This window comes from Flavobacterium saccharophilum (assembly GCF_900142735.1).
In the GTDB taxonomy this organism is placed as follows: domain Bacteria; phylum Bacteroidota; class Bacteroidia; order Flavobacteriales; family Flavobacteriaceae; genus Flavobacterium; species Flavobacterium saccharophilum.
The window spans coordinates 624598-646985 of sequence record NZ_FRBY01000003.1 but is presented as its reverse complement, the minus strand read 5'-3'; the positions used below and the strand labels follow the sequence as shown (position 1 = coordinate 646985).

15 protein-coding genes are annotated in these 22388 nt (G+C 34.9%); 8 read left to right on the top strand and 7 right to left on the bottom strand.

What is annotated here, in order from left to right; genetic code table 11:
* Positions 1-26: 26 nt before the first annotated feature.
* Positions 27-4109: a DUF7948 domain-containing protein gene (locus BUA98_RS12765; RefSeq protein ID WP_072973025.1), complete on the bottom strand. Its 4083-nt coding sequence runs from the start codon at positions 4107-4109 to the stop codon at positions 27-29.
* Between the two features lie 121 nt (positions 4110-4230).
* Between BUA98_RS12765 and BUA98_RS12760 the strand changes: the two genes are divergently transcribed.
* A complete protein-coding gene (locus tag BUA98_RS12760; RefSeq protein ID WP_072973024.1) occupies positions 4231-6435 on the top strand; it encodes a B12-binding domain-containing radical SAM protein in 2205 nt (734 codons plus the stop codon).
* A gap of 51 nt (positions 6436-6486) precedes the next feature.
* Entirely contained in the window at positions 6487-6801 is a 315-nt protein-coding gene (locus BUA98_RS12755; protein ID WP_072973023.1) for a GIY-YIG nuclease family protein, read from the top strand.
* 268 nt (positions 6802-7069) lie between these two features.
* On the opposite strand, the gene BUA98_RS12750 is transcribed toward BUA98_RS12755, so the two are convergent.
* The 3 genes from BUA98_RS12750 to BUA98_RS12740 all read right to left on the bottom strand — a co-directional run bounded on the left by BUA98_RS12750 (position 7070) and on the right by BUA98_RS12740 (position 9897).
* The gene (locus BUA98_RS12750) at positions 7070-7834 is read right to left on the bottom strand and encodes an MBL fold metallo-hydrolase (RefSeq protein ID WP_072973022.1); all 765 of its coding nucleotides are present in this window, start codon (positions 7832-7834) and stop codon (positions 7070-7072) included.
* A gap of 117 nt (positions 7835-7951) precedes the next feature.
* Positions 7952-8638 (bottom strand): response regulator transcription factor, encoded by a 687-nt coding sequence (locus BUA98_RS12745; protein ID WP_072973021.1) that lies wholly within the window; start codon positions 8636-8638, stop codon positions 7952-7954.
* Positions 8635-9897 carry a sensor histidine kinase gene (locus tag BUA98_RS12740; protein WP_072973020.1) on the bottom strand — a complete coding sequence of 421 codons (1263 nt, stop codon included), beginning with the start codon at positions 9895-9897 and terminating at the stop codon, positions 8635-8637. Before BUA98_RS12740 ends, BUA98_RS12745 begins: the two co-directional genes overlap by 4 nt.
* Before the next feature lie 164 nt (positions 9898-10061).
* Between BUA98_RS12740 and BUA98_RS12735 the strand changes: the two genes are divergently transcribed.
* Together BUA98_RS12735 and BUA98_RS12730 are read left to right on the top strand one after the other, a co-directional pair.
* Positions 10062-10469, top strand: a complete 408-nt coding sequence (locus BUA98_RS12735) for a DUF1573 domain-containing protein (RefSeq protein WP_072973019.1) — start codon at positions 10062-10064, stop codon at positions 10467-10469.
* Between the two features lie 178 nt (positions 10470-10647).
* On the top strand, positions 10648-12225 hold the full coding sequence (locus BUA98_RS12730; RefSeq protein WP_072973018.1) for a L,D-transpeptidase family protein: 1578 nt from the start codon (positions 10648-10650) through the stop codon (positions 12223-12225).
* Positions 12226-12390: 165 nt separating this feature from the next.
* Here the strand turns inward: BUA98_RS12730 and BUA98_RS12725 are convergent, their stop codons facing one another.
* A complete protein-coding gene (locus BUA98_RS12725; protein WP_072973017.1) occupies positions 12391-12903 on the bottom strand; it encodes a C40 family peptidase in 513 nt (170 codons plus the stop codon).
* A gap of 208 nt (positions 12904-13111) precedes the next feature.
* Here BUA98_RS12725 and BUA98_RS12720 point away from each other — a divergent pair, with 208 nt between their 5' ends.
* The 4 genes from BUA98_RS12720 (at position 13112) to BUA98_RS12705 (ending at position 19441) form a co-directional block, all read left to right on the top strand.
* Positions 13112-14197, top strand: a complete 1086-nt coding sequence (locus tag BUA98_RS12720; protein WP_072973016.1) for an SGNH/GDSL hydrolase family protein — start codon at positions 13112-13114, stop codon at positions 14195-14197.
* A complete protein-coding gene (locus BUA98_RS12715) occupies positions 14187-15566 on the top strand; it encodes a sialate O-acetylesterase (protein ID WP_072973015.1) in 1380 nt (459 codons plus the stop codon). The genes BUA98_RS12720 and BUA98_RS12715 overlap by 11 nt, the downstream gene beginning before the upstream one ends.
* A gap of 425 nt (positions 15567-15991) precedes the next feature.
* Positions 15992-18286: a beta-glucosidase BglX gene (gene bglX / locus BUA98_RS12710; RefSeq protein WP_072973014.1), complete on the top strand. Its 2295-nt coding sequence runs from the start codon at positions 15992-15994 to the stop codon at positions 18284-18286.
* A gap of 198 nt (positions 18287-18484) precedes the next feature.
* On the top strand, positions 18485-19441 hold the full coding sequence (locus BUA98_RS12705; RefSeq protein ID WP_072973004.1) for an aldo/keto reductase: 957 nt from the start codon (positions 18485-18487) through the stop codon (positions 19439-19441).
* A gap of 95 nt (positions 19442-19536) precedes the next feature.
* Here BUA98_RS12705 and BUA98_RS12700 read toward each other — a convergent pair whose 3' ends face one another.
* Together BUA98_RS12700 and BUA98_RS12695 are read right to left on the bottom strand one after the other, a co-directional pair.
* The gene (locus BUA98_RS12700) at positions 19537-20823 is read right to left on the bottom strand and encodes a glycoside hydrolase 5 family protein (protein WP_072973002.1); all 1287 of its coding nucleotides are present in this window, start codon (positions 20821-20823) and stop codon (positions 19537-19539) included.
* A gap of 324 nt (positions 20824-21147) precedes the next feature.
* Positions 21148-22383: a glycoside hydrolase family 26 protein gene (locus BUA98_RS12695; protein ID WP_086065273.1), complete on the bottom strand. Its 1236-nt coding sequence runs from the start codon at positions 22381-22383 to the stop codon at positions 21148-21150.
* Positions 22384-22388 lie beyond the last annotated feature (5 nt).

Here is a 22388-nt window from a genome sequence, read left to right as displayed (position 1 = left end):
TTTAAAGGCTTTCTTATTTATAATTCTTATCGTTTCAAACTAAAATGTCCTCTAAATTCTGTTCCGTTTAATCTTGTAACAGTAAACCAATAATCTGCTGTTGGTTCCTGCGTTCCTAAATAAGTTCCATCCCAAGCCATGTCCTTATGAAGTTCTTTAATGAATTTTCCGTAGCGATCAAATATTCTTATTGCGGTGTTAGGAGCTAAATAAGCAAAATCAATTGTCCAGGTGTCGTGAAAGGTGTCTCCGTTTGGTGTAAAGAATTTTGAATAAGGAAGTTCGTCAACAAAATTAATACAGTCGCCGTTCGTTGCTTCAAGAATTTGAATTGTAATCGGAATTCTATCACTTTCGCAACTGTTTATCGTTTGAGAAGCATAATAGGTAATTCCGTTTTCGAGAGGAGTTGATGCAGATAAACTAATATAAGAAGACGCATTCTCAAACCAATTTATGTTTTCTCCTTTAATATCTATATCACTAATTAAAGCATTCTTTTGAATACAAAATCTTTGTGGCGAATCTGCGATTGGGTTTTGTGTATCTTGAATTTCCACCTTAATAGCAAATCTTTTACTTTCGCAACTGTTTAAGGTTTGACTTACGTAATAAGTAGCATTTTGCAATAAAGTTGCCTCCGGTAAATTAGATCCATTTATTGCCGAGTTGTACCATTTAAGGTTAGTTCCAATAATACCAATAGAAGCAAGTGTTGCGTTTTCATCAATACAAAATTGTTTAGAAGTACTTCCTGTTGGTAATGCTGTATCATAAACACGAACTAAAATTGGAGTTCTGTCACTTTCACATCCCACAGTTTGTGAGACATAGTATGTTTTATTGTCTTCTAGTAAAGTAGTATTTGGTAAAACAGCAGCAGAAAAACTGGTATCATACCATTTTAGATTCTGTCCTGTTATTTGGATGTTATCTAGTGTTGCGTTTTCGGTTTTACAGAATTCTGTTTGTCCAGATAATATAGGAGCAGATGGTGTATTTACAATTGAAACAGTTATTCCAAATCTTGGACTTTCACAAGCATTGACAGTTTGCGAAGCATAATAGGTTTTTCCATCAACAAGACTTGTAGTTTCTGGTAACAGAGAGCTACCGTTTAATGCGTCATACCATTTTATTGAATTTCCTGTAACATCAAGATTTGCAATCGTTGGATTTTGTGCTGAACAAAAAGGCTGATTTGCACTTCCTGTTGGAGGAAGCGTATTTTGAATGTTTATTGTCACAGGGGTTCTTTCACTTTCGCAACCGTTTATGGTTTGTGAAGCGTAATAAGTTATTCCATTTTGAAGTAATGTTGTATTTGGTAAAAGTGTCCCAGTTGATTGAGCATTGTACCATTTTATACTTTGCCCCACGATTTCAATATCGTCTAAAGTCGCATTTTGTTGGATGCAAAAGGCTTGGGGCGTAATCGTAGTTGGAACTGGCTGGCTTGTTATAGTAACAGTTTGATTTTGCTGTGAAATATTGCCATTCCCGTCATCATATTTCCATACAATGGTATAAGTTCCGGGTAAATTATAGGATAAGGGATTTGAAGTAGAACCAGTAATTGCACCGGCACATGCGTCTGTTGCAGTCGGAATTACAGTTATTGTGGTATGGCAATCACCAGTTATTGGTGAAAGACTTGCTACATCAGGTATAGGACCTTCAATATCTCCAATAACAACATTGACTTTTTTGGTGTCATCACAACCGCTAGTTCCTGTAATTAGGCAGTTATATTCTCCGCTATTAAGTGTAGTTGCATTTATAATTGTCGGATTTTGATCTGTTGATGTAAAACCGTTTGGTCCAGTCCATGAATAATTGGTTCCTCCTGAAGCTTTAAGCTCTAATGTTCTTCCAGTACAGACTGGAGAATTGCTGGAAGCTGATGGATTAGAAAGACACTCTTGAAATTTTATCAAAAAAGCATCCCCTGTATTAAATGTATAACTATTAGTATCGGGATATAGATTTGGTTGAAATGTATTTAATGTGGCAATATTAGTTTTACTTTGTGTGGTTCCCGCCAGATATATGTTTGAATTATTTTCTACTTCTGTTAGCAATGCATTATCTGCCATTTCTCCACCAACATAAGTCGCCCATTCTCTTTGACCATTAGTGTTGAATTTTACCAAATAGGAATCTGTTCCCGTATTTTTAAATTCTTGATAACTATCAATTGTGGATTGAAAACCATTTTCAGCTCTTCCAGTGAAATAAATAGTACCATTTGCTTTTACAGATCCACCCAGTACTTCAGGAAAGAAATAACTTCCCCAGATTTTTCGACCATCAGGATTTAGCTTAAAAATACAGCCGCTTCTTCTTAATGTATTTTCAGTAAAATTTTCTTGAAATACACCTGTAGTGCTAATATTTAAATCGCTTTCTGTTTCTCCAAAACAGTAAAGATTATTTTCATAATCTATTCCTAGATTATGAAAATAATCTAATTTATTTCCTCCAATATATGTTCCGAAAATACGATTTCCGTCAACATCAAACTTAACTAAAAAACCATCCATCTGAGAACTTGAAATGCTTTGTTGGTAAGAAAGAGGTGTCGAAATGTTATTATTGCTGTCAGTTATTCCCAAAAAATAAATGTTACCATTGGAATCTAATTGAGAATCAGTAATTAAGTCATCTCCATTTCCTCCTATATAAGTGCCCCATTGGCGTACTCCGCTAGAATCAAATTTTGCAATAAATGCATCTGAAGAAGCTGAACCACTAGGTAATGGACTAATAATTAATAATGGTTGAAAAGAATTTTCAGTAGCAATATTTTTATCGCTTTTTGTTTCTCCAGAAACGAAAATGGATTCATCTGTATTAATAGTTAAGCCATTGATTATATCATAACCTTCCTCACCATAATAAGTTGCCCATTGAAGTATTCCATTATTGTTAAACTTGGCTAAAAAGCCATCATAAGAATTCCATTGTGTAGATCCTGGATTTGATTGATGACTTCCAACAGTTGAAATATTGGTCCTACTCAAAGTTGTTCCCGCAATATAAATATTATTAAGACTGGATAATTTAATTTTATTTATTAAGTCCGCATGAGTGCCTCCAAAAAATGTTCCCCAAACTCTAGTTCCATCAGAATTAAATTTAGCAAAAAACGCATCATAATCCCAAGTAGATAAATTTGTAGTTTGATATGCACCTGATGATGCTATATTATTATCACTATAAGTAATACCTGCCAAATAAACAAAACCATCTTTAGTTGTAATTGCAGTAGAGGATTCAATATTTTCTCCTCCATAGTAAGTCCCCCAAAGTCTCGTTGGCACCGGATCAATTACAATCGTCTTTCCATCAACTGAATGAGCTGAATCAAACCCGTAGACATCCTTCTTAATCTTTCTATACCCAACCGCAATTTCCTTTTTACTTGATCCATCTTCGATCCAGCTCGCAGGCAATGTTTCTTCCATTTTTCCAAAACGGACATTTATTTGGATTTTGTTATCAACCAAATCAGTTTCAGCACCACTAAATTTTAATTGAATATCAGAGATTTTTCCTTTTGGATGAACTACAAAATTATATTCAACCGTTTTTTGCGGATCTTTCGGAATTGAAAATACAACATCAACATTGGGATAGATATTTTTGTAAGTAATTTGTTTGTATTGGTGAACACCTGTAATTCCCTCAGGCTTATTAGGAACATTGTAATAATTGTCAAAATCATTTGATTTCTGATCCGTAATAAATTCAACTTTAGAATTGGAGTTTAAAAAGTCAATATCAATTCGATGAAAAGTGTATTCAAGATTAAAGTCAGGCTGTTCTTCTTTTTGATTTTTTGGAAGGTTCGAAGAAAGTTCTCTTTCATTTCTTGGATTTTTTGAAGGTGTTTTTTTGACTTCATAAACATCATACGAAAATCCATTTTTCTTTAACTGGACATTTAGTCCATTAGAATTTAAGAGATATTTTACCGATATATTTGGTTTTCCTTTTTGATCAATAATCTGACCTTTATTTTCTTTAAAACCAATAGATTGGTTTTTACTTTGTGAAAAAGTTTGAATAGTAATTATTAAAAAAAACAAAAGTAATGTATGCTTCATTTGAAAAATTTGGATTGCAACAAATGTAATTAAATATCTACAAAATAAAACTAAAATTACCCTCGTCAATCTTTTCCTAGAAAGTCTCTAAATATCCCTTATTTTTGCAAAAACATTTCTTTTGAAAACAAAGCTTTTTATTATCACGCCTCCTTTTACACAGCTGAATACGCCATACCCGGCAACAGCTTATATAAAAGGATTTCTAAACACCAAAAATATCGAATCGGTTCAGGCTGATTTGGGTATTGATGTGATTTTGGAATTGTTTTCGAAGAAAGGACTTATAGATTTGTTTGATGTTTCAGGTTTCAAGTTTCAGGTTTCAGGTTTTGAAATCTCCGATAATTCAAAACGTATTTTTGCTTTACAAGATGAATACATCAAAACTATTGATGCCGTAATTCAGTTTTTGCAGGGAAAAAATCCAACACTAGCATTACAGATTTGTCAGGAAGATTTTTTACCAGAAGCTTCTCGTTTTGCTCAATTGGAAGAATTGGATTGGGCATTCGGAACAATGGGAACACAGGATAAAGCAAAACATTTAGCAACTTTATACCTGGAAGATATTTCGGATTTTATTGTAGAATGTGTTGATGAAAATTTTGGCTTTAGCCGATATGCCGAACGTTTAGGCCGAAGTGCGAATTCTTTTGATCAACTTTATGAAGCTTTACAGCAAGAACCAACCTATATAGATTCAATTTTAATTTCACTTTTGAAAGCTAAGATTGAAGCGGTAAAACCAACATTATTTTTAATTTCTGTTCCCTTTCCGGGGAATTTATATAGCGCGTTTCGTTGCGCACAATGGGTAAAACAAAATTATCCTGAAATTAAGATTTCAATGGGTGGCGGTTTCCCAAATACCGAATTGCGTTCCCTTTCTGATAAACGTGTTTTTGAGTTCTTCGATTTTATTACTTTGGATGACGGAGAAGTTCCAATTGAAGAATTAATTTTCAATTTAGAAAATCCAAACTCTGATTCCTATAAAAGAACTTTTCTTTTGGAAAATGGAGAAGTGGTCTACAAAAACAATTCTCTAAAACACGATTATAAACAAGCACAGGTGGGAACTCCGGATTATTCTGATTTGCCTTTGGATAAATACATTTCGGTTATCGAAATCGTAAATCCAATGCACAGAATGTGGAGCGACGGCCGTTGGAACAAACTCACGATGGCACACGGCTGTTATTGGGGAAAATGTACTTTCTGTGATATTTCATTAGATTATATCAAAGTTTACGAACCAGTTGCGGCCAATTTGTTGTGTGACAGAATGGAGGAAATGATGCTTCAAACGGGTCAAAATGGTTTTCATTTTGTTGATGAAGCAGCACCGCCAGCTTTGATGCGTGCATTAGCATTAGAAATTTTACGTAGAAAATTAGCCGTAACCTGGTGGACAAATATTCGTTTTGAGAAAAGCTTTTCGAAAGATTTATGTTTGCTCTTAAAAGCTTCTGGTTGTATTGCCGTTTCAGGTGGTTTAGAAGTAGCTTCAGACCGATTATTAAAATTAATTGACAAAGGCGTTACAGTTGAACAAGTAGCAAAAGTAACCCGCAATTTTACGGAAGCCGGAATCATGGTTCACGCGTATTTAATGTACGGATATCCAACGCAAACCATCCAGGAAACAGTTGACAGTCTCGAAATGGTGCGTCAATTGTTTGAAGCCGGAATTCTGCAGTCTGGTTTTTGGCATCAATTTGCAATGACTGCTCATAGCCCTGTTGGCTTGTATCCAGAGAAATTTGGCGTTACAAAAGCAACAGAAGCCATTGGAACTTTCGCTAATAACGATATTGATTACACAGATTCTACAGGAATCAACCACGATAAATTCAGTTTCGGATTAAAGAAATCCCTTTTTAATTTCATGCATGGAATCTGTTTCGACTACGAACTGCAAGATTGGTTCGATTTTAAAATCCCAAAAACTAAAATTGATCCCGATTTTATCTTTAATGCCCTTGAAGAAGGTAATGATTTCAATACAAAACCAAATGCAAAAGTAGTTTGGCTTGGCGGAAAACCTTCAGTAGAACATTTCACAAAATCAAAAAAAGGAAATTCCTGGGAAATGATGAGTTTTACTTTTCATGATAAAAAGGAAAGTTTCAACCTTCAGACCAATAAAAATGAAGGTGAATGGCTAGTCGAAATTTTGAGTAAAATCTCGATTTCAAACGCTAAGAATTATACTTTTCAGGAAGTAAAAACTGATTTTGAAACGCAATTGGATGATTTCGAATTGTTTTGGTATTCAAAGCCAATTAATACTTTACGAGAGTTTGGGTTGTTAGTATTATAATTTATTTTAGGATTTTTCTTATTTTTATTAAAAAAAGAATCTTACTAAATTATGCTATTTCAAGAAGGCTTTCATACTTACTATATTTATATTTTAACGAATAAACCTAAATCTGTTTTCTATACAGGAGTTACTAATAATTTACGGAAAAGATTAAGTCAGCATCAGGAGAATATTTTATTAAAGAATAAAACATTTGCCTCAAAGTATAATGTTGAATTTTTATTGTATTATGAAAAGTTTACTTGGATTCATGAAGCAATTGCTAGAGAAAAGGAAATTAAGGGCTGGAGAAGAGAGAAAAAAATAGAATTAATAAAGACAATTAATCCTGACTTTGAGTTTTTGAATTACTTATTTGAATAGGATTACGGAGCTACTTGCGGGGATTCCTCGTTCCTCGGAATGACATACTTTGTGGTTACTTTGTCAATAATTTAAATCAAGTGTTTACGTCCAGTTTGTCATTCCGAGGAACGAGGAATCCCCGCGAGTAACTCGACAAAGGTTATCAAAATTTACATTATCCGTCCAGTATGTCATTCCAACGGAGAAGGACACGAGCGATAGCGAACTAGCGAAGTAATCCCCGCAAGTAACTCGCCAAAGATTAGCAAGCAAAGAGTATAAAAATTCAATACTCCACAAAAGTCCCATCAGCAGGAACAGCCGTTTTAGACAAAAGATCATTTTCTAATAAAGCATTTTTCAACTGCTCTCTAGTTGTAGGACAATGATTCAAAGCTTCTAAATGATTCGCAAAAACTTTCCCAGGTGCCAATGCCGTGAACTTCAAAATATCGTTCATTCGCATTAATAAAGGCTGGCCAATATCCAATCTCGCCGTTCCGCAGGCAACGGTTGAAATGTCTGGTTTGAATTCAACCAAAACTTTTTGTACATGTTCCGTGAAAACGGTATCTGAACTTATATAAATAGATTTTTCATTGGCCAATTCAATAAAAAAGCCCATTACATTTCCCATGAATTTTGCGATAAATCCGTAACCATGAATGGCAGGAATTCCAGTTATTTTTCCGTCCAGAAAAGGTTGAGGTTCCCAATACTTTAAAGTTTGAGCGATGTTTAAACCTCTTTTAGTTAATTCTTTTTCAATTTGCACACTGCAGATTACCGGAATGCTTTTTCGTCTTAAAAAAACTTCGCCAGCTTTATCGATGTGATCCGGATGTAAATGTGTAATAAGGCAATGAGTTACCTTGCTTAAAATTTCCCGACTGTTTTTTGGCAAAGAAACCAAAGGATTTCTATGAGGGCTATAACGAAAGATGGTAAAGGGCGGAATCGTTTTTCTTTTTCCAAGCATCGGGTCAACTAAAATCACATGTTGCTCCGTTTCAATAACTAAAGTAGCGTTACGTAAATGATGTAATTTCATATCGTGGAAAATTAGAACTTAAAAATACAAAGATTTTTCAAATTTAATTTACAGATTATTCTTTATTTTTAAAAGAATTGTTATTATTTACGATTCAAAATTTTCAGCTTCAAGTAATTATATGATCGAAAATCTGAATCCAATTCCATGCAGATTTTCTATCGAGATTCCGTTTTCATTTGCCAGGATTTTGCGCAGTCGCGAAATAAAAACATCCAGACTTCTTCCCATAAAATAATCATCGGTTCCCCACAGTGAGGTCAAAATCTGTTCTCTTTTTAAAACCGAATTTTTATTATCGAGAAATAACTTCAATAATTCAGCTTCGCGTTGCGTGAGACCAATTTTTTCATTTTCATTAAAAAGAATAAAATTTTTGGTATCAAACTGGTATTTTCCAATTTCATAAACCGCTTTTTCAACCGGAATATTTTTCTGCGAGCGCTTTAAGAAAATTTCGATTTTCAAAAGTAATTCTTCAATACTAAATGGCTTAACCAAATAATCATCAGCACCCAAACGTAATCCTTTAATACGATCTTCTTTTAAAGTTTTGGCAGAAAGAAAAATAATCGGAATGTCGGTATTGGCTTTTCTAATTTCAGTTGCTAATTCAAAACCATCCATTTTCGGCATCATAATATCGAATATACAGATGTCAAAACTTTCTTTTTTAAAGGTTTCCAAACCCAGTTTTCCGTCGGGACAATGAATAACTTCGTAGTTATTTTGTTCCAGATTGTCTTTGGTTAAAAACGCTAAGGTTTCATCGTCTTCGGTATAAAGTATTCTGAATTGTTTCATTTTTTATAAGGAATTGACAAAGTTATAGTGATGCCTTTTTCGGAGTTATTTTCGGCTTTTATTTTCCAGTTTTGAAGATTGCAGATTTCTTTGACGTAATATAATCCAAGTCCAAAGCCATTTACTTCATTACTTTTTTCATTTTGAGCGCGATAAAACTTATCAAAGATAAGTGAAATGTTTTTAGGAGAAATTCCGATTCCATTATCAATAAAAGCGAGTTTCAAAATTTGATTTTCTACTGAAATCCGAATCGTAATATCAGGTTTTTCAGAACAATATTTTACAGCATTGTCAAGCAAATTGTAAACTAAATTGCTAAAATGAAAAACATCTGTTTCAATATAATATTCTGCTGAAGTACTATCGATTTTAATTGTGGCTTCAGGATATTTCATCTGAATATTTTCAATCGTTTCTTCAATAATCGGAACAATTAAGAGCGTTTCTTTTTTTAGTTCCAAAGGCGAATAATCTGCTTTCGAAATATTTAAAATCTGTTCAATATGACTGTTGAGTTTATTGCTTTGATTGATTATAATATCCGTATAAGTATGAAGTTTCTTATCTTCTTTAATTGGATTTTGTTCAATCAAATATTTGGAAGCAATTAAAATGGATGACAACGGTGTTTTGAATTCATGCGTCATATTATTGATGAAATCCCTTTGCAATTCAGAATATTTCTTTTGCTGTAAAAGCGTAAAAATAGAATAGACATAAATCAATAAAATCAAAATTAATGCAATCGAAAGGATAAACCAGAAACGCATCGAACTGAATAAATAAGTGGTTTCATTAGGGAAACGAACTGCAAAATAATAAACAAGATCTTTATGTTTTGGAAAGGAAACTGCTTTTTTTGCTTTTCCTTTTTCAGAGGATGAAATGTATTTTCCGTAAACCATTTCGTCGCTTTGGCAATTGTACACCGCATATTCAAAATCGGTTGTAATATGCATTTTCTTGAATTCTGATCTTAAATAGAATTCCAAAATATCTGGCTCAAAAGCATTTTCGATGTTTACGATATAATAATCATTAGAAATTTTTCGAACAGGATTTTGACACGATGGTTCATGATCTTTTCCATCGTATAATTTTCTGGCTACTTCCAGTAAAGCAATATTGGCCTTTTGACTTAGTTTTTTTTGTTCCAATGTAAAAGCCTCTTTGGTCCAAAGCAATTGCGCCACCAATATGCTGATAATGGCGATCAATCCTAAGAGGATAATACTATTAAGTTTATTTATTTTCAAGAAAAGTGTGTTTTTTAGAATGTAATATTAATGAAAATTATAGTGAAAAAAAGCGATTAACAAGTCGTTAACAAAGATTTGAAACCGGTTAACAGCGATTTGCTTTTGTCTGAAGTACTTTTGAAATATAAATTTAGAACTAATAACCATTAAATATAATAACTATGAAAATTATGAAAATCTCAATGTTGGCTTTGGCTTTAGGCCTAATGTCTTTTTCAGCAATTGTACCTGCAAAAGTAATTGCTTCTAAGATTGAAACAACGGCTGCAACAATTGCCTGGAAAGCTGAAACAATTGATGTAGGACAAATTCCACAAGGAACGCCAAAAGCAATTGTGTATGAATTTAAAAACACAGGAAAAACAGCAGTTGTAATTACAAATGTGCAAGGATCTTGCGGTTGTACTGCAACAGATTATACTAAAGAACCAATTTTACCTGGTAAAACAGCTAAAGTTACAGCTACTTATAATGCAGCAAACAAAGGTGCTTTTACAAAAACAGTAACGGTTACAACAAGTGCCGAAACGACTCCAAAAATTCTTACCCTTAAAGGAACGGTAATCTAAAATAAAGGTTGATTTATAAAGGGAAAAACTCCAAATATGTAATGTATTTGGAGTTTTTTTTATGCCTTTTACCGAAGCTGAATTAAGACGGAAATTTTGCTTTGTAAAGGCAATATTATTTTTCCCGGAAACGGTTTGTTTTCATTAAAACTTTTTTATTTTTATTAAAAATATTATTATGAAAATTTTCTATTCGCCTGTCGTTGTTATTGTTCTGTTTTTAGTTTTTTCATGTAATTCTAAGTCAGAAAAAAAAGATGATTTAAAGAAGACTTCAGAAAAAGTAGTGCCGGAATTAAAACTTCATATTGACAGCGTTGCTGTTTCTAAATTTTATGAATCTTATCCGAAGTTGGTTAAATTCCAAACTAAGGTTTTAGATTTATACAAAGAAAAAAAATCTACTCAATTGTGGTTGGACAATAAAGGCGTTGTGGAATTTGGAAATACGTTATTCAATAAATACAAAGGATTGGAAACAGAAGGTTTGAGTGCCAATTTTCCGTACAACGAAAAAATCAATGCTGTTTTTGATAATATTGCTGAAAATAAATTGTCAAAGATTGATACCGATTTGATGATTTCAAACTTGTATTTTTATTATGTTCAGAAAATCTCTGGTGCAGATGAAAAAACAGTAGCAAAATTAGAATGGCTTTTACCCAGAAAGAAACTTGATTATAAAGTTTTTTCAGATTCAATTCATGAGAAGGCCACCATCAGCGATGACAAGAAGAGCAAAATGTTCAGTCAATATTACAAGCTTCGCGATGCACTGCATCAATACAGAGAAATAGAGAAAAAAGGAGGATGGAAAACTGTTGAGGTTGGCGAGGATTTTAAAAACTTTAAAATTGGAGATTCTGTTGGCGCTATTGGTCAAATTAGAGAAAGACTTTATATTACCGGAGAGCTAAAAGAAAATGACAAAAGTAATGTGTGTGATAGTACTTTGATAAAAGCAATAAAAAACTACGAAATACATCACGGATTAACACCAAAAAATATAATTTTAAAAGAACATATCGACGAGTTAAATATTCCGGTTTCAGACCGAATCAAAACGATTATTGCCAATATGGAACGTTGTAGATGGATTGATCCGCAACTGGAAAAAGGTAAAGAATACATCGAAGTTAATATTCCGGAGTTTAGATTGTATTTGATTCGCGATCATGAAATTGCTTTTGTATCACCAGTTGTGGTTGGAAAAGCGATGACCAAAACCGTTATTTTCAGCGGAATGATGAATAATATTGTTTTTAGTCCGTATTGGAATGTTCCCACAAGTATTATCAACAAAGAAATCAAACCCGGAATGGCCAAAAACAAGAATTATTTGGCGCAGAAAAACCTGGAATGGAACAATGGTGCCGTTCGTCAGGTACCAGGGAAAAATAATTCACTTGGTTTGGTGAAGTTTTTATTTCCGAATTCAAATAACATTTATCTACATGACACGCCTGCAAAAAGTTTATTCGAAAGAGAAAACAGAGCTTTTAGCCACGGTTGCGTTCGCGTAGGGAAACCAAGAGAATTGGCTATTGAACTTTTAAAACAAGATCCAACCTGGACTCCAGCAAGAATTGATAAAGCAATGCACGCAGGAAAAGAAAATTGGGTGAGTTTAAAAAAGAAAGTTCCCGTATATATCGGTTACTTTACTGCTTGGGTAGACCGTAAAGGCGAACTAAATTTCTACAAAGACGTATATCAAAGAGATGAAAGTCTGATCAAATTATTGACAGAGGAGTAAAAGATTATCCAAAAAATTTCACGCAGATTTGGCAGATTTGAGCAGATTTAATTAGATTTTTTTAAGCTTTCACATAAATAAATCTGCGCACATCTGCTTAAATCTTTTTAAATCTGCGTGAAAAAAAAATTAGTTGAAATTCGTGTAATTCGTGGCTAAAAAAACTTATTTGCTCAAAACATCAATACATTTATAAAAACGATTGGTATAATGTTCTGTATCAAGAGAAGTAATCGTAACGCTGTTTACTTTTCCGGATGAAGCATGAATAAATTTAGATTGCATTCCGTTCGCTTCGCAGATAATACCGAGATGGCCAATAATCGTATTGTCTTTGTATCCGTAAAAAACTAAAATATCTCCCACCTTAAAATCTTCCGGTTTTAAAGCCTTGCCTAAATTTTTGTACATGCCTGAACTTCTGGGTAAGTCAACATTAAAATGATGATAGACATAACTAATAAATCCGGAGCAGTCAAATCCTGTTTTAGGATCATTTCCTGCATATACATAAGGCGTTCCCATGTATTTTTTAGCATAAGTTGCAATAGAATCCCTGGCGATATCCCTATCGGTTTTTTGTAGTTGAAATGTTTCTGTTTTAGGTTCTTCTTTTGAAGTAAAACAAGAACATAATACGACTGTTGAGAATATAGAGATGTAAAAGAATGATTTCATTTTTTTTGAATGTAGGTTTTTATAAAGATAGCTTCTTTTTAACTAGCAAAGAAGTGCTTAAGATGAATTTGTAAGAATAAAGAATAAAAAAGAACGATTTGATGTATTTATGTGGTGTTTTTTTATTGCATTTTGACGTTTTAGTATCTTTCTGACTTGTTCATTTCAAATATATTTGTGAATACTATTTCTATTTAACCAATAAATTATGTTTATCAGAAAATTTTCGTTTTTAATTTTGTTTTTGTTGATTTCGACCCTTTCGATTTCGCAGAATAAAACAACTTTTTTATATGCTGGCCGAATTGAAAAACTTCAAAATGACAATGTTGTTTTGATTGGAACGGCTTCCTCAGTTTCGTTTAATTTCACTGGAAACGAATGTTCAATTAAACTACAAAGTGTCGATTCGTACGAGCATCATAATTATGTTGCTATAGTTTTAGACGGAAAATATTTAGGAAAAATTAAAATTGAAAAAGGCGCTGCACAATCGTTCCCGATAAAAGTTACTTCAAATAAAAAAGAGCATCATCTTGAAATATACAAAAATACAGAAGCGCAAAGCGGTAATGTTTTATTTGCCGGAACAACTGCAAAACTGACTTCAATTTCATCTAAAAAGAAAAAGAAAATCGAATATATAGGCGATTCTATAACCTGTGCGGCAGCGAGCGATTCGGTTGATTGTGATAAAGGAGAATACATGGACCATCATAATGGTTATTATGCGTATGGACCGGTGATTTCCAGAGAAATTGACGTTGATTATCTTGTAAGTTCCGTTTCCGGAATCGGGATGTACCGCAATTGGAATGATGAGAATAAAGAGGAAGCCATTATGCCGGAGGTTTATCAAAATTTGTATTTGACGAAAGACCATTCAAAACCCAAATATGATTTTGCTTTTCAGCCAAATATTATCAGCATTGCTCTAGGAACAAATGATTTTTCTGGTGGAGACGGAAAAAAGGAACGTTTACCTTTTAATGCCGAAAAGTACATTTCTAATTACATTAATTTTATAAAAATGCTTTACGAACATAACCCAAAAGCACAAATTGTAATTACAAATAGTCCGATGGTTGGAGGCGAAAGAGGAATCGTTTTTGAAGATTGCCTGAATAAGGTTAAAGCAGCTTTTGCAGCAGATAATACTCATAAGGAAATCAAGATTTTCAAATTCAAACCCATGACACCAAAAGGCTGTTTAGGGCATCCTGATGTTGCAGATCAAAAAGTAATGGCTGATCAGTATGCCCCGTTTTTAAAAAAGCTGTTAAATGAAAAATAATATATTTAAGTTTGTTTTCTTTCTGATGATTTCCAGTACTATGATGGCAAACGTTTCCCTTCCGAATATTTTTGGCGACAATATGGTTTTGCAACGCAATTCTGAAGTAAAAATTTGGGGTTGGGCTAATCCAAAGGAAGAAATTAAATTGGTTTCAGGCTGGAACAATCAGGAATATAAAGTCGTTGCCAACAATCAGGCACAATGGGAACTCCATATCAAAACGCCGGAAGCGGGCGGACCTTATACCATTTCTATAAAAGGATACAACGAAGTTATTCTAAAAAATATTTTAATTGGAGAAGTTTGGGTTTGCGCCGGACAATCTAATATGGAAATGTCGGCAAGCTGGGGAATTGACAACGGCGAGGAAGAAATGAAAAATGCGACGAATCCAAATATTCGTTTTTTTACCGTTCCGAAATTAACCGCAACTACACCCCAAAATAATTTACTTGGAAACTGGACGGAATCGACTCCGGAAACCATGAAAAACTTCAGTGCCATTGGTTATTTCTTTGCCAAACGCCTGTGTGAAGATTTAAAAAATGTACCAATTGGATTAATTTCATCCAATTGGGGCGGAACTCCGGCGGAAATTTGGATGCCGGAAGAAGTCGTTCAGAACGATCCCATTTTATTAGAAAATGCCAAAAAACTAAACGAACAAGAATACGGACCAAGACAACCCGGACGTGCTTACAATGCTATGATTTATCCTTTTATCGGATTTAAAATTGCGGGAACGCTTTGGTATCAGGGCGAATCGAATGTAGGTTCTTTGGTTTACGACAAAACATTATCGGCTTTAATCTCTTCCTGGAGAAAAGCCTGGCAGGACGAATTCCCTTTCTACTTCGTCCAAATCGCACCTTATAAAACCGGTAGCAACAACTTCTCGAATGTTACGGTTAGAAATTCTCAAAGAAAAATATTAAATGAAGTTCCGAAAACCGGAATGGTTCTAACAAGCGATATTTCAGATACGATTGATATTCATCCAAAGAATAAAAAAGATGTCGGAATTCGTTTGGCCAATTTGGCTTTGGCTTATACTTATAAAGTCAATTCCAATTTGGTAAACGGACCACTTTTTAAAAACATTAAAATTGAAAAAAACAAAGTAGCCGTTTCTTTCGATTATGCTGACGGATTGTATTTTAAAAACAAAACATCGAATCAATTTGAATTGGCTGGAGCCGATGGAGTTTTTTATACGGCAGAAGCTTCGATAAAAAATAACAAAGTGATTTTGATGAGCAAGAAAGTTCCAAATCCAGCGAAAGTGAGATTCGCCTGGGGAAATACGATTCAGCCTGATTTGTTTAATAAAGTGAATTTGCCAGCTTCTTGTTTTATTACGGATTGATTTTTTTAGAGAATAGAACATAGAACATAGAAGATAGAGGCAAGAGTCAAGATTTTAGATTTTAGATTTTAGATTTTTTGCGCATTTTTTTTCACACTAAGAGATCCCGAGGCTTCGGGAAAAGTTCCGCAAAGTTTAGACACAAAGTATGTCATTCCGAGGAACGAGGAATCTCCACAAGTGGCTCTATAAAGATTGGCAATTCACTGTGTGGAGTTACTCGCGGGGATTCCTCGTTCCTCGGAATGACAAAAAATGCGAGGAAGCTTAGAGTTTTTTATATAAGTAAAAAACAACATTCTCATTTACCGTAAATCGCGTGAGGGATTGAGGCGGTATCCTTTTGTGAAGTGGAACGGAACAAAAGATATAGCCGAAAGCCCGACCCGGAGGGACACGCCCAAAATATAAACCACTATCTAACCATGAAAAATAAAAAATTACTAATTATTGGCGTTTTCGCCCTGTTTACTGGAAATATGAATGCACAAAAGAAGCCGTATCTGGATAAAACTAAAACCATTGAAGAACGTATCGATTTGCTTTTACCGTTGATGACTTTGGAGGAAAAAGTGGGGCAAATGAATCAATATAACGGTTTTTGGGATGTTACTGGGCCCGCTCCAAAAGGCGGAACTGCCGAATTAAAATACGAACACTTGCGAAAAGGATGGGTGGGATCGATGCTGACGGTTCGTGGCGTGAAAGAAGTTCGTGCGGTGCAGAAAATTGCAGTGGAAGAGACCCGTTTGGGAATTCCGCTGATTATTGGTTTTGATGTAATACATGGCTATAAAACGTTAAGCCCGATTCCGTTGGCAGAGGCAGCGAGTTGGGATTTAGAGGCTATTAAAAAATCGGCGGCGATTGCGGCTGATGAAGCTTCAGCATCTGGAATTAACTGGACATTTGGTCCGAATGTCGATGTGGCAAACGATGCGCGCTGGGGACGTGTGATGGAAGGTGCGGGTGAAGATCCTTATTTGGGGAGTAAAATTGCCATTGCGAGAGTAAAAGGTTTTCAGGGAGAAACTATTGCTGATTTGGCAAAAGTAAACACCATTGCAGCTTGTGCCAAACACTTTGCTGCGTATGGTTATGTTGAAGCGGGATTAGAATATAATATTGTAGATATCAGCAATTCTAAATTATACAACTCGGTTTTGCCTCCTTTTGAAGCGACTGTACAAGCTGGAGTTCGAACATTTATGAATTCTTTTAATACTTTAAATGGCGTTCCGGCAACCGGAAATACATTTTTACAAAGAGATATTTTGAAAGGAAAATGGAAATTTGATGGTTTTGTGATTTCAGATTATGCTTCGATTCGTGAAATGATTGCGCACGGTTATGCAAAAGACGAAGCCGATGCAACTGCAAAAGCGGTAAATGCGGGTTCTGATATGGATATGGAATCGTACTTATATGTGGCAAAATTGACTGGTTTGGTAAAAGAAGGAAAAGTAAAAGAAGCTTTGGTTGACGATGCCGTTCGCCGAATTTTGAGAGTGAAATTTGAATTGGGATTATTTGATGATCCGTACAGATATTGCGATGAAAAACGTGAAAAAGCAACGATTGGAAATAAGGCCAATAATGATGGTGTTTTGGACATGGCGAAGAAGTCGATTGTATTATTAAAGAACGAAAAGAATTTGCTTCCGCTGAAAAAATCAGGACAGAAAATTGCCTTGATTGGTGCTTTGGCAAATGATAAAAATAGTCCGCTTGGAAGCTGGAGAATTGCGGCGGATGATAATACTGCGGTTTCGGTTCTAGAAGGAATGCAGCAGTACAAAGACAATCAATTAACTTTTGAAAAAGGAGTTGATTTGTTGTCACAAAAAGCAACTTTTTTAACAGAAACGGTTTTCAACACAACAGACAAAAGTGGATTTGAAGCTGCAAAAACGGTTGCAAAAAATGCCGATGTTGTGGTAATGGTTTTAGGAGAATATGGTTTTCAGAGTGGCGAAGGACGCAGCAGAACAGATCTTAACTTGCCCGGTTTACAACAAGAATTATTAGAGGAAATTTATAAAGTAAATCCGAATGTCGTTTTGGTTTTAAATAACGGTCGTCCGCTTTCTATTCCTTGGGCTGCAGAACATGTTCCTGCAATTGTAGAAGCCTGGCATTTGGGAACTCAGACAGGTAATGCAGTGGCGCAGGTTTTATACGGAGATTATAATCCGAGCGGGAAATTACCAATGTCGTTTCCGAGAAACGTAGGACAGGTTCCAATTTATTACAACAAATACAGCACCGGAAGACCAATTGACAGCGATAAAAACGTGTTTTGGTCGCATTATATGGATGTGGAGAAAACGCCTCAGTTTCCGTTTGGTTTTGGTTTGAGTTACACTAAATTCGATTATAAAAATCTGAAATTGAGTAAAACTTCTTTTGCAAAAGGAGAAAAAGTTGAGGTTACAGTTGAGGTAACCAACTCAGGAAATTATGACGGAAAAGAAGTGGTGCAATTGTATATTCATGACCAGTTCGCTAGTATTGTTCGACCAATAAAAGAATTAAAAGGTTTCGAATTAGTAAACCTGAAAAAAGGAGAAACTAAAACTGTGACTTTTACTTTAACGGATAAAGAACTTGGTTTTTATGATAACGAAGGGAATTATTTAGTAGAGGAAGGAACTTTTAAAATTATGGTCGGAGGAAGTTCTGATAAAGGTTTGGAGAGTGGTTTTGAAATAAAAGGCTAGAAGTTTTTTGCCACAAAGACGCTAAGACACAAAGTTTTTTTTCGCCACGAATTCACGAATTATTTGTTCAAAAATTCGTGAATTCGTGGCGATTTCTATTTTAAATAAAAAGCTTAGCGTCTTAGTGTCTTTGTGGCAAAACTTCGTAAGTTTTTTTTACCTTTAAAACCTATTAAACGACAACCTTAAAACAATATAATGAAATATAACAGATGTGGAAAAAGCGGGTTACTGTTACCTGAAATTTCTTTAGGATTATGGCATAACTTCGGATCCGTAGATAATTTTGATAATGCCGAAAGTATCGCTGTGGAAGCTTTTGATAAAGGAATCACTCATTTTGATTTGGCGAATAATTACGGACCAGTTCCGGGTTCTGCAGAAACTAATTTTGGTAAAATTCTTTGGCACAATTTTCAGGGAAATTTGCGTGATGAAATCATTATTTCAACCAAAGCCGGCTACACGATGTGGGACGGACCTTACGGAGACTGGGGTTCAAGAAAATACTTATTGTCAAGTTTAGATCAGAGTTTAAAAAGAATGAAAGTCGATTATGTTGATATTTTCTATTCGCACCGCCCAGATCCGGAAACTCCAATTGAAGAAACTATGCAGGCTTTAGATTATGCCGTAAGAAGCGGAAAAGCATTGTACGTCGGAATCAGTAATTACTCGGCGGAGCAGACTCGTGTTGCAGTTGATGTTTTAAAACAACTGGGAACGCCATGTTTGATTCACCAGGCGAAATATTCAATGTTGGAACGTTGGGTAGAGAATGGTTTGTTGGATGTTCTGGAAGAGAAAGGAGTAGGCTGTATTGCCTTTTCGCCTTTGGCACAAGGACTTTTGACAGATAAATATTTAAACGGAATTCCGGAAAACTCAAGAGCCCACAATCCAAATGGGCATTTAAAGGAAAATGAAGTTACCGCAGAAAGAATTCAAAAGTTAGTTCAGCTGAATGAAATTGCTCAGAATAGAAATCAATCTTTGGCACAAATGGCTTTAGCATGGCTTCAAAAAGACAAACGAATTACATCGGTTTTAATTGGAGCAAGTTCTGTAAAACAATTGTGTAATAATATTGATTGTTTGCAAAATACAGAGTTTACATCAGATGAATTGAATGCGATTGAAAAGATATTATCGTAACAATTTTTAGATATGCATAATCGTAGAGACGCACAGCAGTGCGTCTCCGCCATGCATTAGAAGCACTGCTATGCGCCTCTACGGTAAAAAAGGACTTATTTTTTTAATTTTAAATTATAATTCCTGACAATCTCCAAAGTAGATTTATCCGAAGAAAAAACCGAATTCAATCCTTGTGGTTCTTGTGGCGGATCCGTTGTTAAAGGATCGCCCGGACTCCATTTTCCACTTTCATTTATGGCTTTTCCTTCGCCGCCAAATCCCCAGAAATTGGCGCCTTGCAACGGTCCATTGTTTTTAACGCTTTCGGCAACTCGACCAAAAATATAATTGTAAAAAACATCTCTGTTGGCAACCGATGCTGTTGGTAATAAACTTTCGTTTTCTCTTCCCAAACCAAACTCTTCTATAATTATAGGGCGTTTTAAATGATTGGCCACAGCGACATGTTTGTCAATATATTTCCCGGCATTTTCTAAAGTCGTTGGCAACGTTTTTTCAGCATTATCCGCTTTAAACCAATTCCAGTTTTTTGGCCAAATGTGCATTGTCAAATAATCAATATTCGGATTTTGATGCGTTCTTTCAAAAATCCCAATGTCATCATTCGAGCTGTTCAATCCTTCAGAACCTGTCGAAATCAAATGATTTTTATCCAAACTGTCCATCAAATTGACAATATTATTTAGCCAAACGGTGAATTTTGCTTCATTTTCTGGCGTAAAAGTGCGGGGTTCATTTCCAACCTGCCACGCCATAATCGTGTTGTCATCCGTATATTTTTTATGAGAATACGCATTCGTTCTTCCCATAATAAATTTTACATGATTTTCTAAAGCCTGCATACAAGGTTCGCAACTGTGAAACTGTTCCGTATACGCCATAAATTGTGGCCAGGTATTAGGCGCAATTCCAGGTACCGGAACCGGACCTTTGCCGTTCCATTCCAAATATTGCGACATTCCGCCCGACCATTCCCAGTTATTCGTCAAATACAAAACAGCGTACATTTTACGTTTTCGCATTTCGTTCATCAGGAAATCCAGTCCGTCAAGCAAATCTTCATCATACTTTCCCTGTTCATATTGCAACGCTGGACGAACGGTAAAATCATATTTTCCTCCATCGCCTCCAACCAAAATTCGAAGATTATCTATGCCGTTTTTCTGCATCAGCTCCAATTCGCGAAGTAATCTTTTACGATCGCCTATTTTTTTAGAAGCCAACAAACTTCCGTACCAATAATTTGTCCCAATGTATGCGTATGGTTTGTCGCCTTTGTAAAATTGCGTTCCTTTCACCGTAATTCTTTCCTGCGCCTGACAAGCCATTGAGGAAAAAATTAAAGCTAATCCGAGGGTTTTTAAAAATGTATTTTTCATTATTATGTTTTTTAGGAGCTATTTCCCGCTGTTCCTTCCAATCTTTTGTGCCGAACCCCGGCACAAAAGGATTTTCCCTCCCATCGGGGCTAGGGGTTTACGGTTTTTAAGAATTTTTTTTTGTTCAATTTCTTTAATCAATTCCAATTTCGTTCAGTTTGTCATTCCGAGGAACGAGGAATCCCCACAAGTAACTCCATCCAGTGAATCGCCAATCTTTGTCGAGCTTCTTGTGGGGATTCCCCGTTCCTCGGAATGACAAAAATGGAGAATAAAACTAGTGCAAATCCGTCAAAATCTGCCAAATCTGCGTGAAATTAAACCCTACTTCGGCAATTCATACATTTTCGGCAAAGAATTCACCAAAGCCGATTTTGTTTTTGAACTAAATGTTTTAAAATCACTTGCGTTCGAAACTGTGCCATTCGGAACCCAATAACCATCTTTGGTATTATTCCAAAATAGTACATAACTCACTTCAATATTGTTTGATGTCAAAGCACTGTATAAATAGGTAGAAAACCAATCTGCAACCGGAGGTTTTGTACTGGTAACCTGATAACCGGTTTCGGCCAAAGCTGTAATTTTTACTTTGGTTTTAGCCAAATCAGATATTATTTTTAATTTAGAATTAGCGATGTTTGCTCCGGCTGAGCCTTGATTGTCAAAATCTCCGTAATTATCCATTCCTAAAACATCTACATATTTATCGCCCGGATAGCGACTTAAATAATCAGTTTGGGTAGTAAAAGATCTGTCAGGTGAAAAAGCGTATAAAATATTATGAACGCCTTTAGTGTTTTTCAAATAATCAACCGTAAACTGATAAGCCGTTTTGTATTCATCAGGAGAGCAAAAACTAGCTCCCCACCAAAACCAACTTCCGTCAAATTCATGAAAGGGCCTGAAAATAATCGGAATCAATTCGCCATTTGCACCTTTTAAATTAGAAACTACACTGGCAATTTTGTCCAGTTTTTTCTTGTACCATTCGTGATTTGATCCGTTAGGCAAAATACTTTTAAAAGCAGTTGCTTTTTGTTCTGATGTCATTTCGGAGGTGTAAAAAGTTTCTTCTTTAGCAGGTTCTCTTAAATGCCAGCTAAACGTATTAATCATGCCTTTGGCGTAAGCAAGTTTCACATCAGCTACAATTTTTATTTCCTCTCCATAAAACCAGTTACCTACTTGATTATTGTTTGCTTTATCGGCAATAAACATAAAGTCTGAACCTAAAACAGCAGGATCATAACCCGTATTTTTTTTAATATCAGAATCTCCGCCTGCATCTTGGTAAAAACTATTAAAAGCTGCTTGCTGGCCAATAGCAAATTTAGTTTTGGCTAGTTTTTTTAAATTATAAAATAAAGCTACGGTTTCTTTTGTTGCATTTGCATCAACTAAATAAGATGCTGCATTTGCGGTGGTCAACGGATCAGTATCAACTATAACTGGTGGATCAACGACAACTTCCGGATCTGATTCGTCATTAGAAGAACAACCTGAAATTGTTAAAATAGATAAGCTTAAAAAAAGAATATTTAGAAGATGTTTTTTCATTTTGA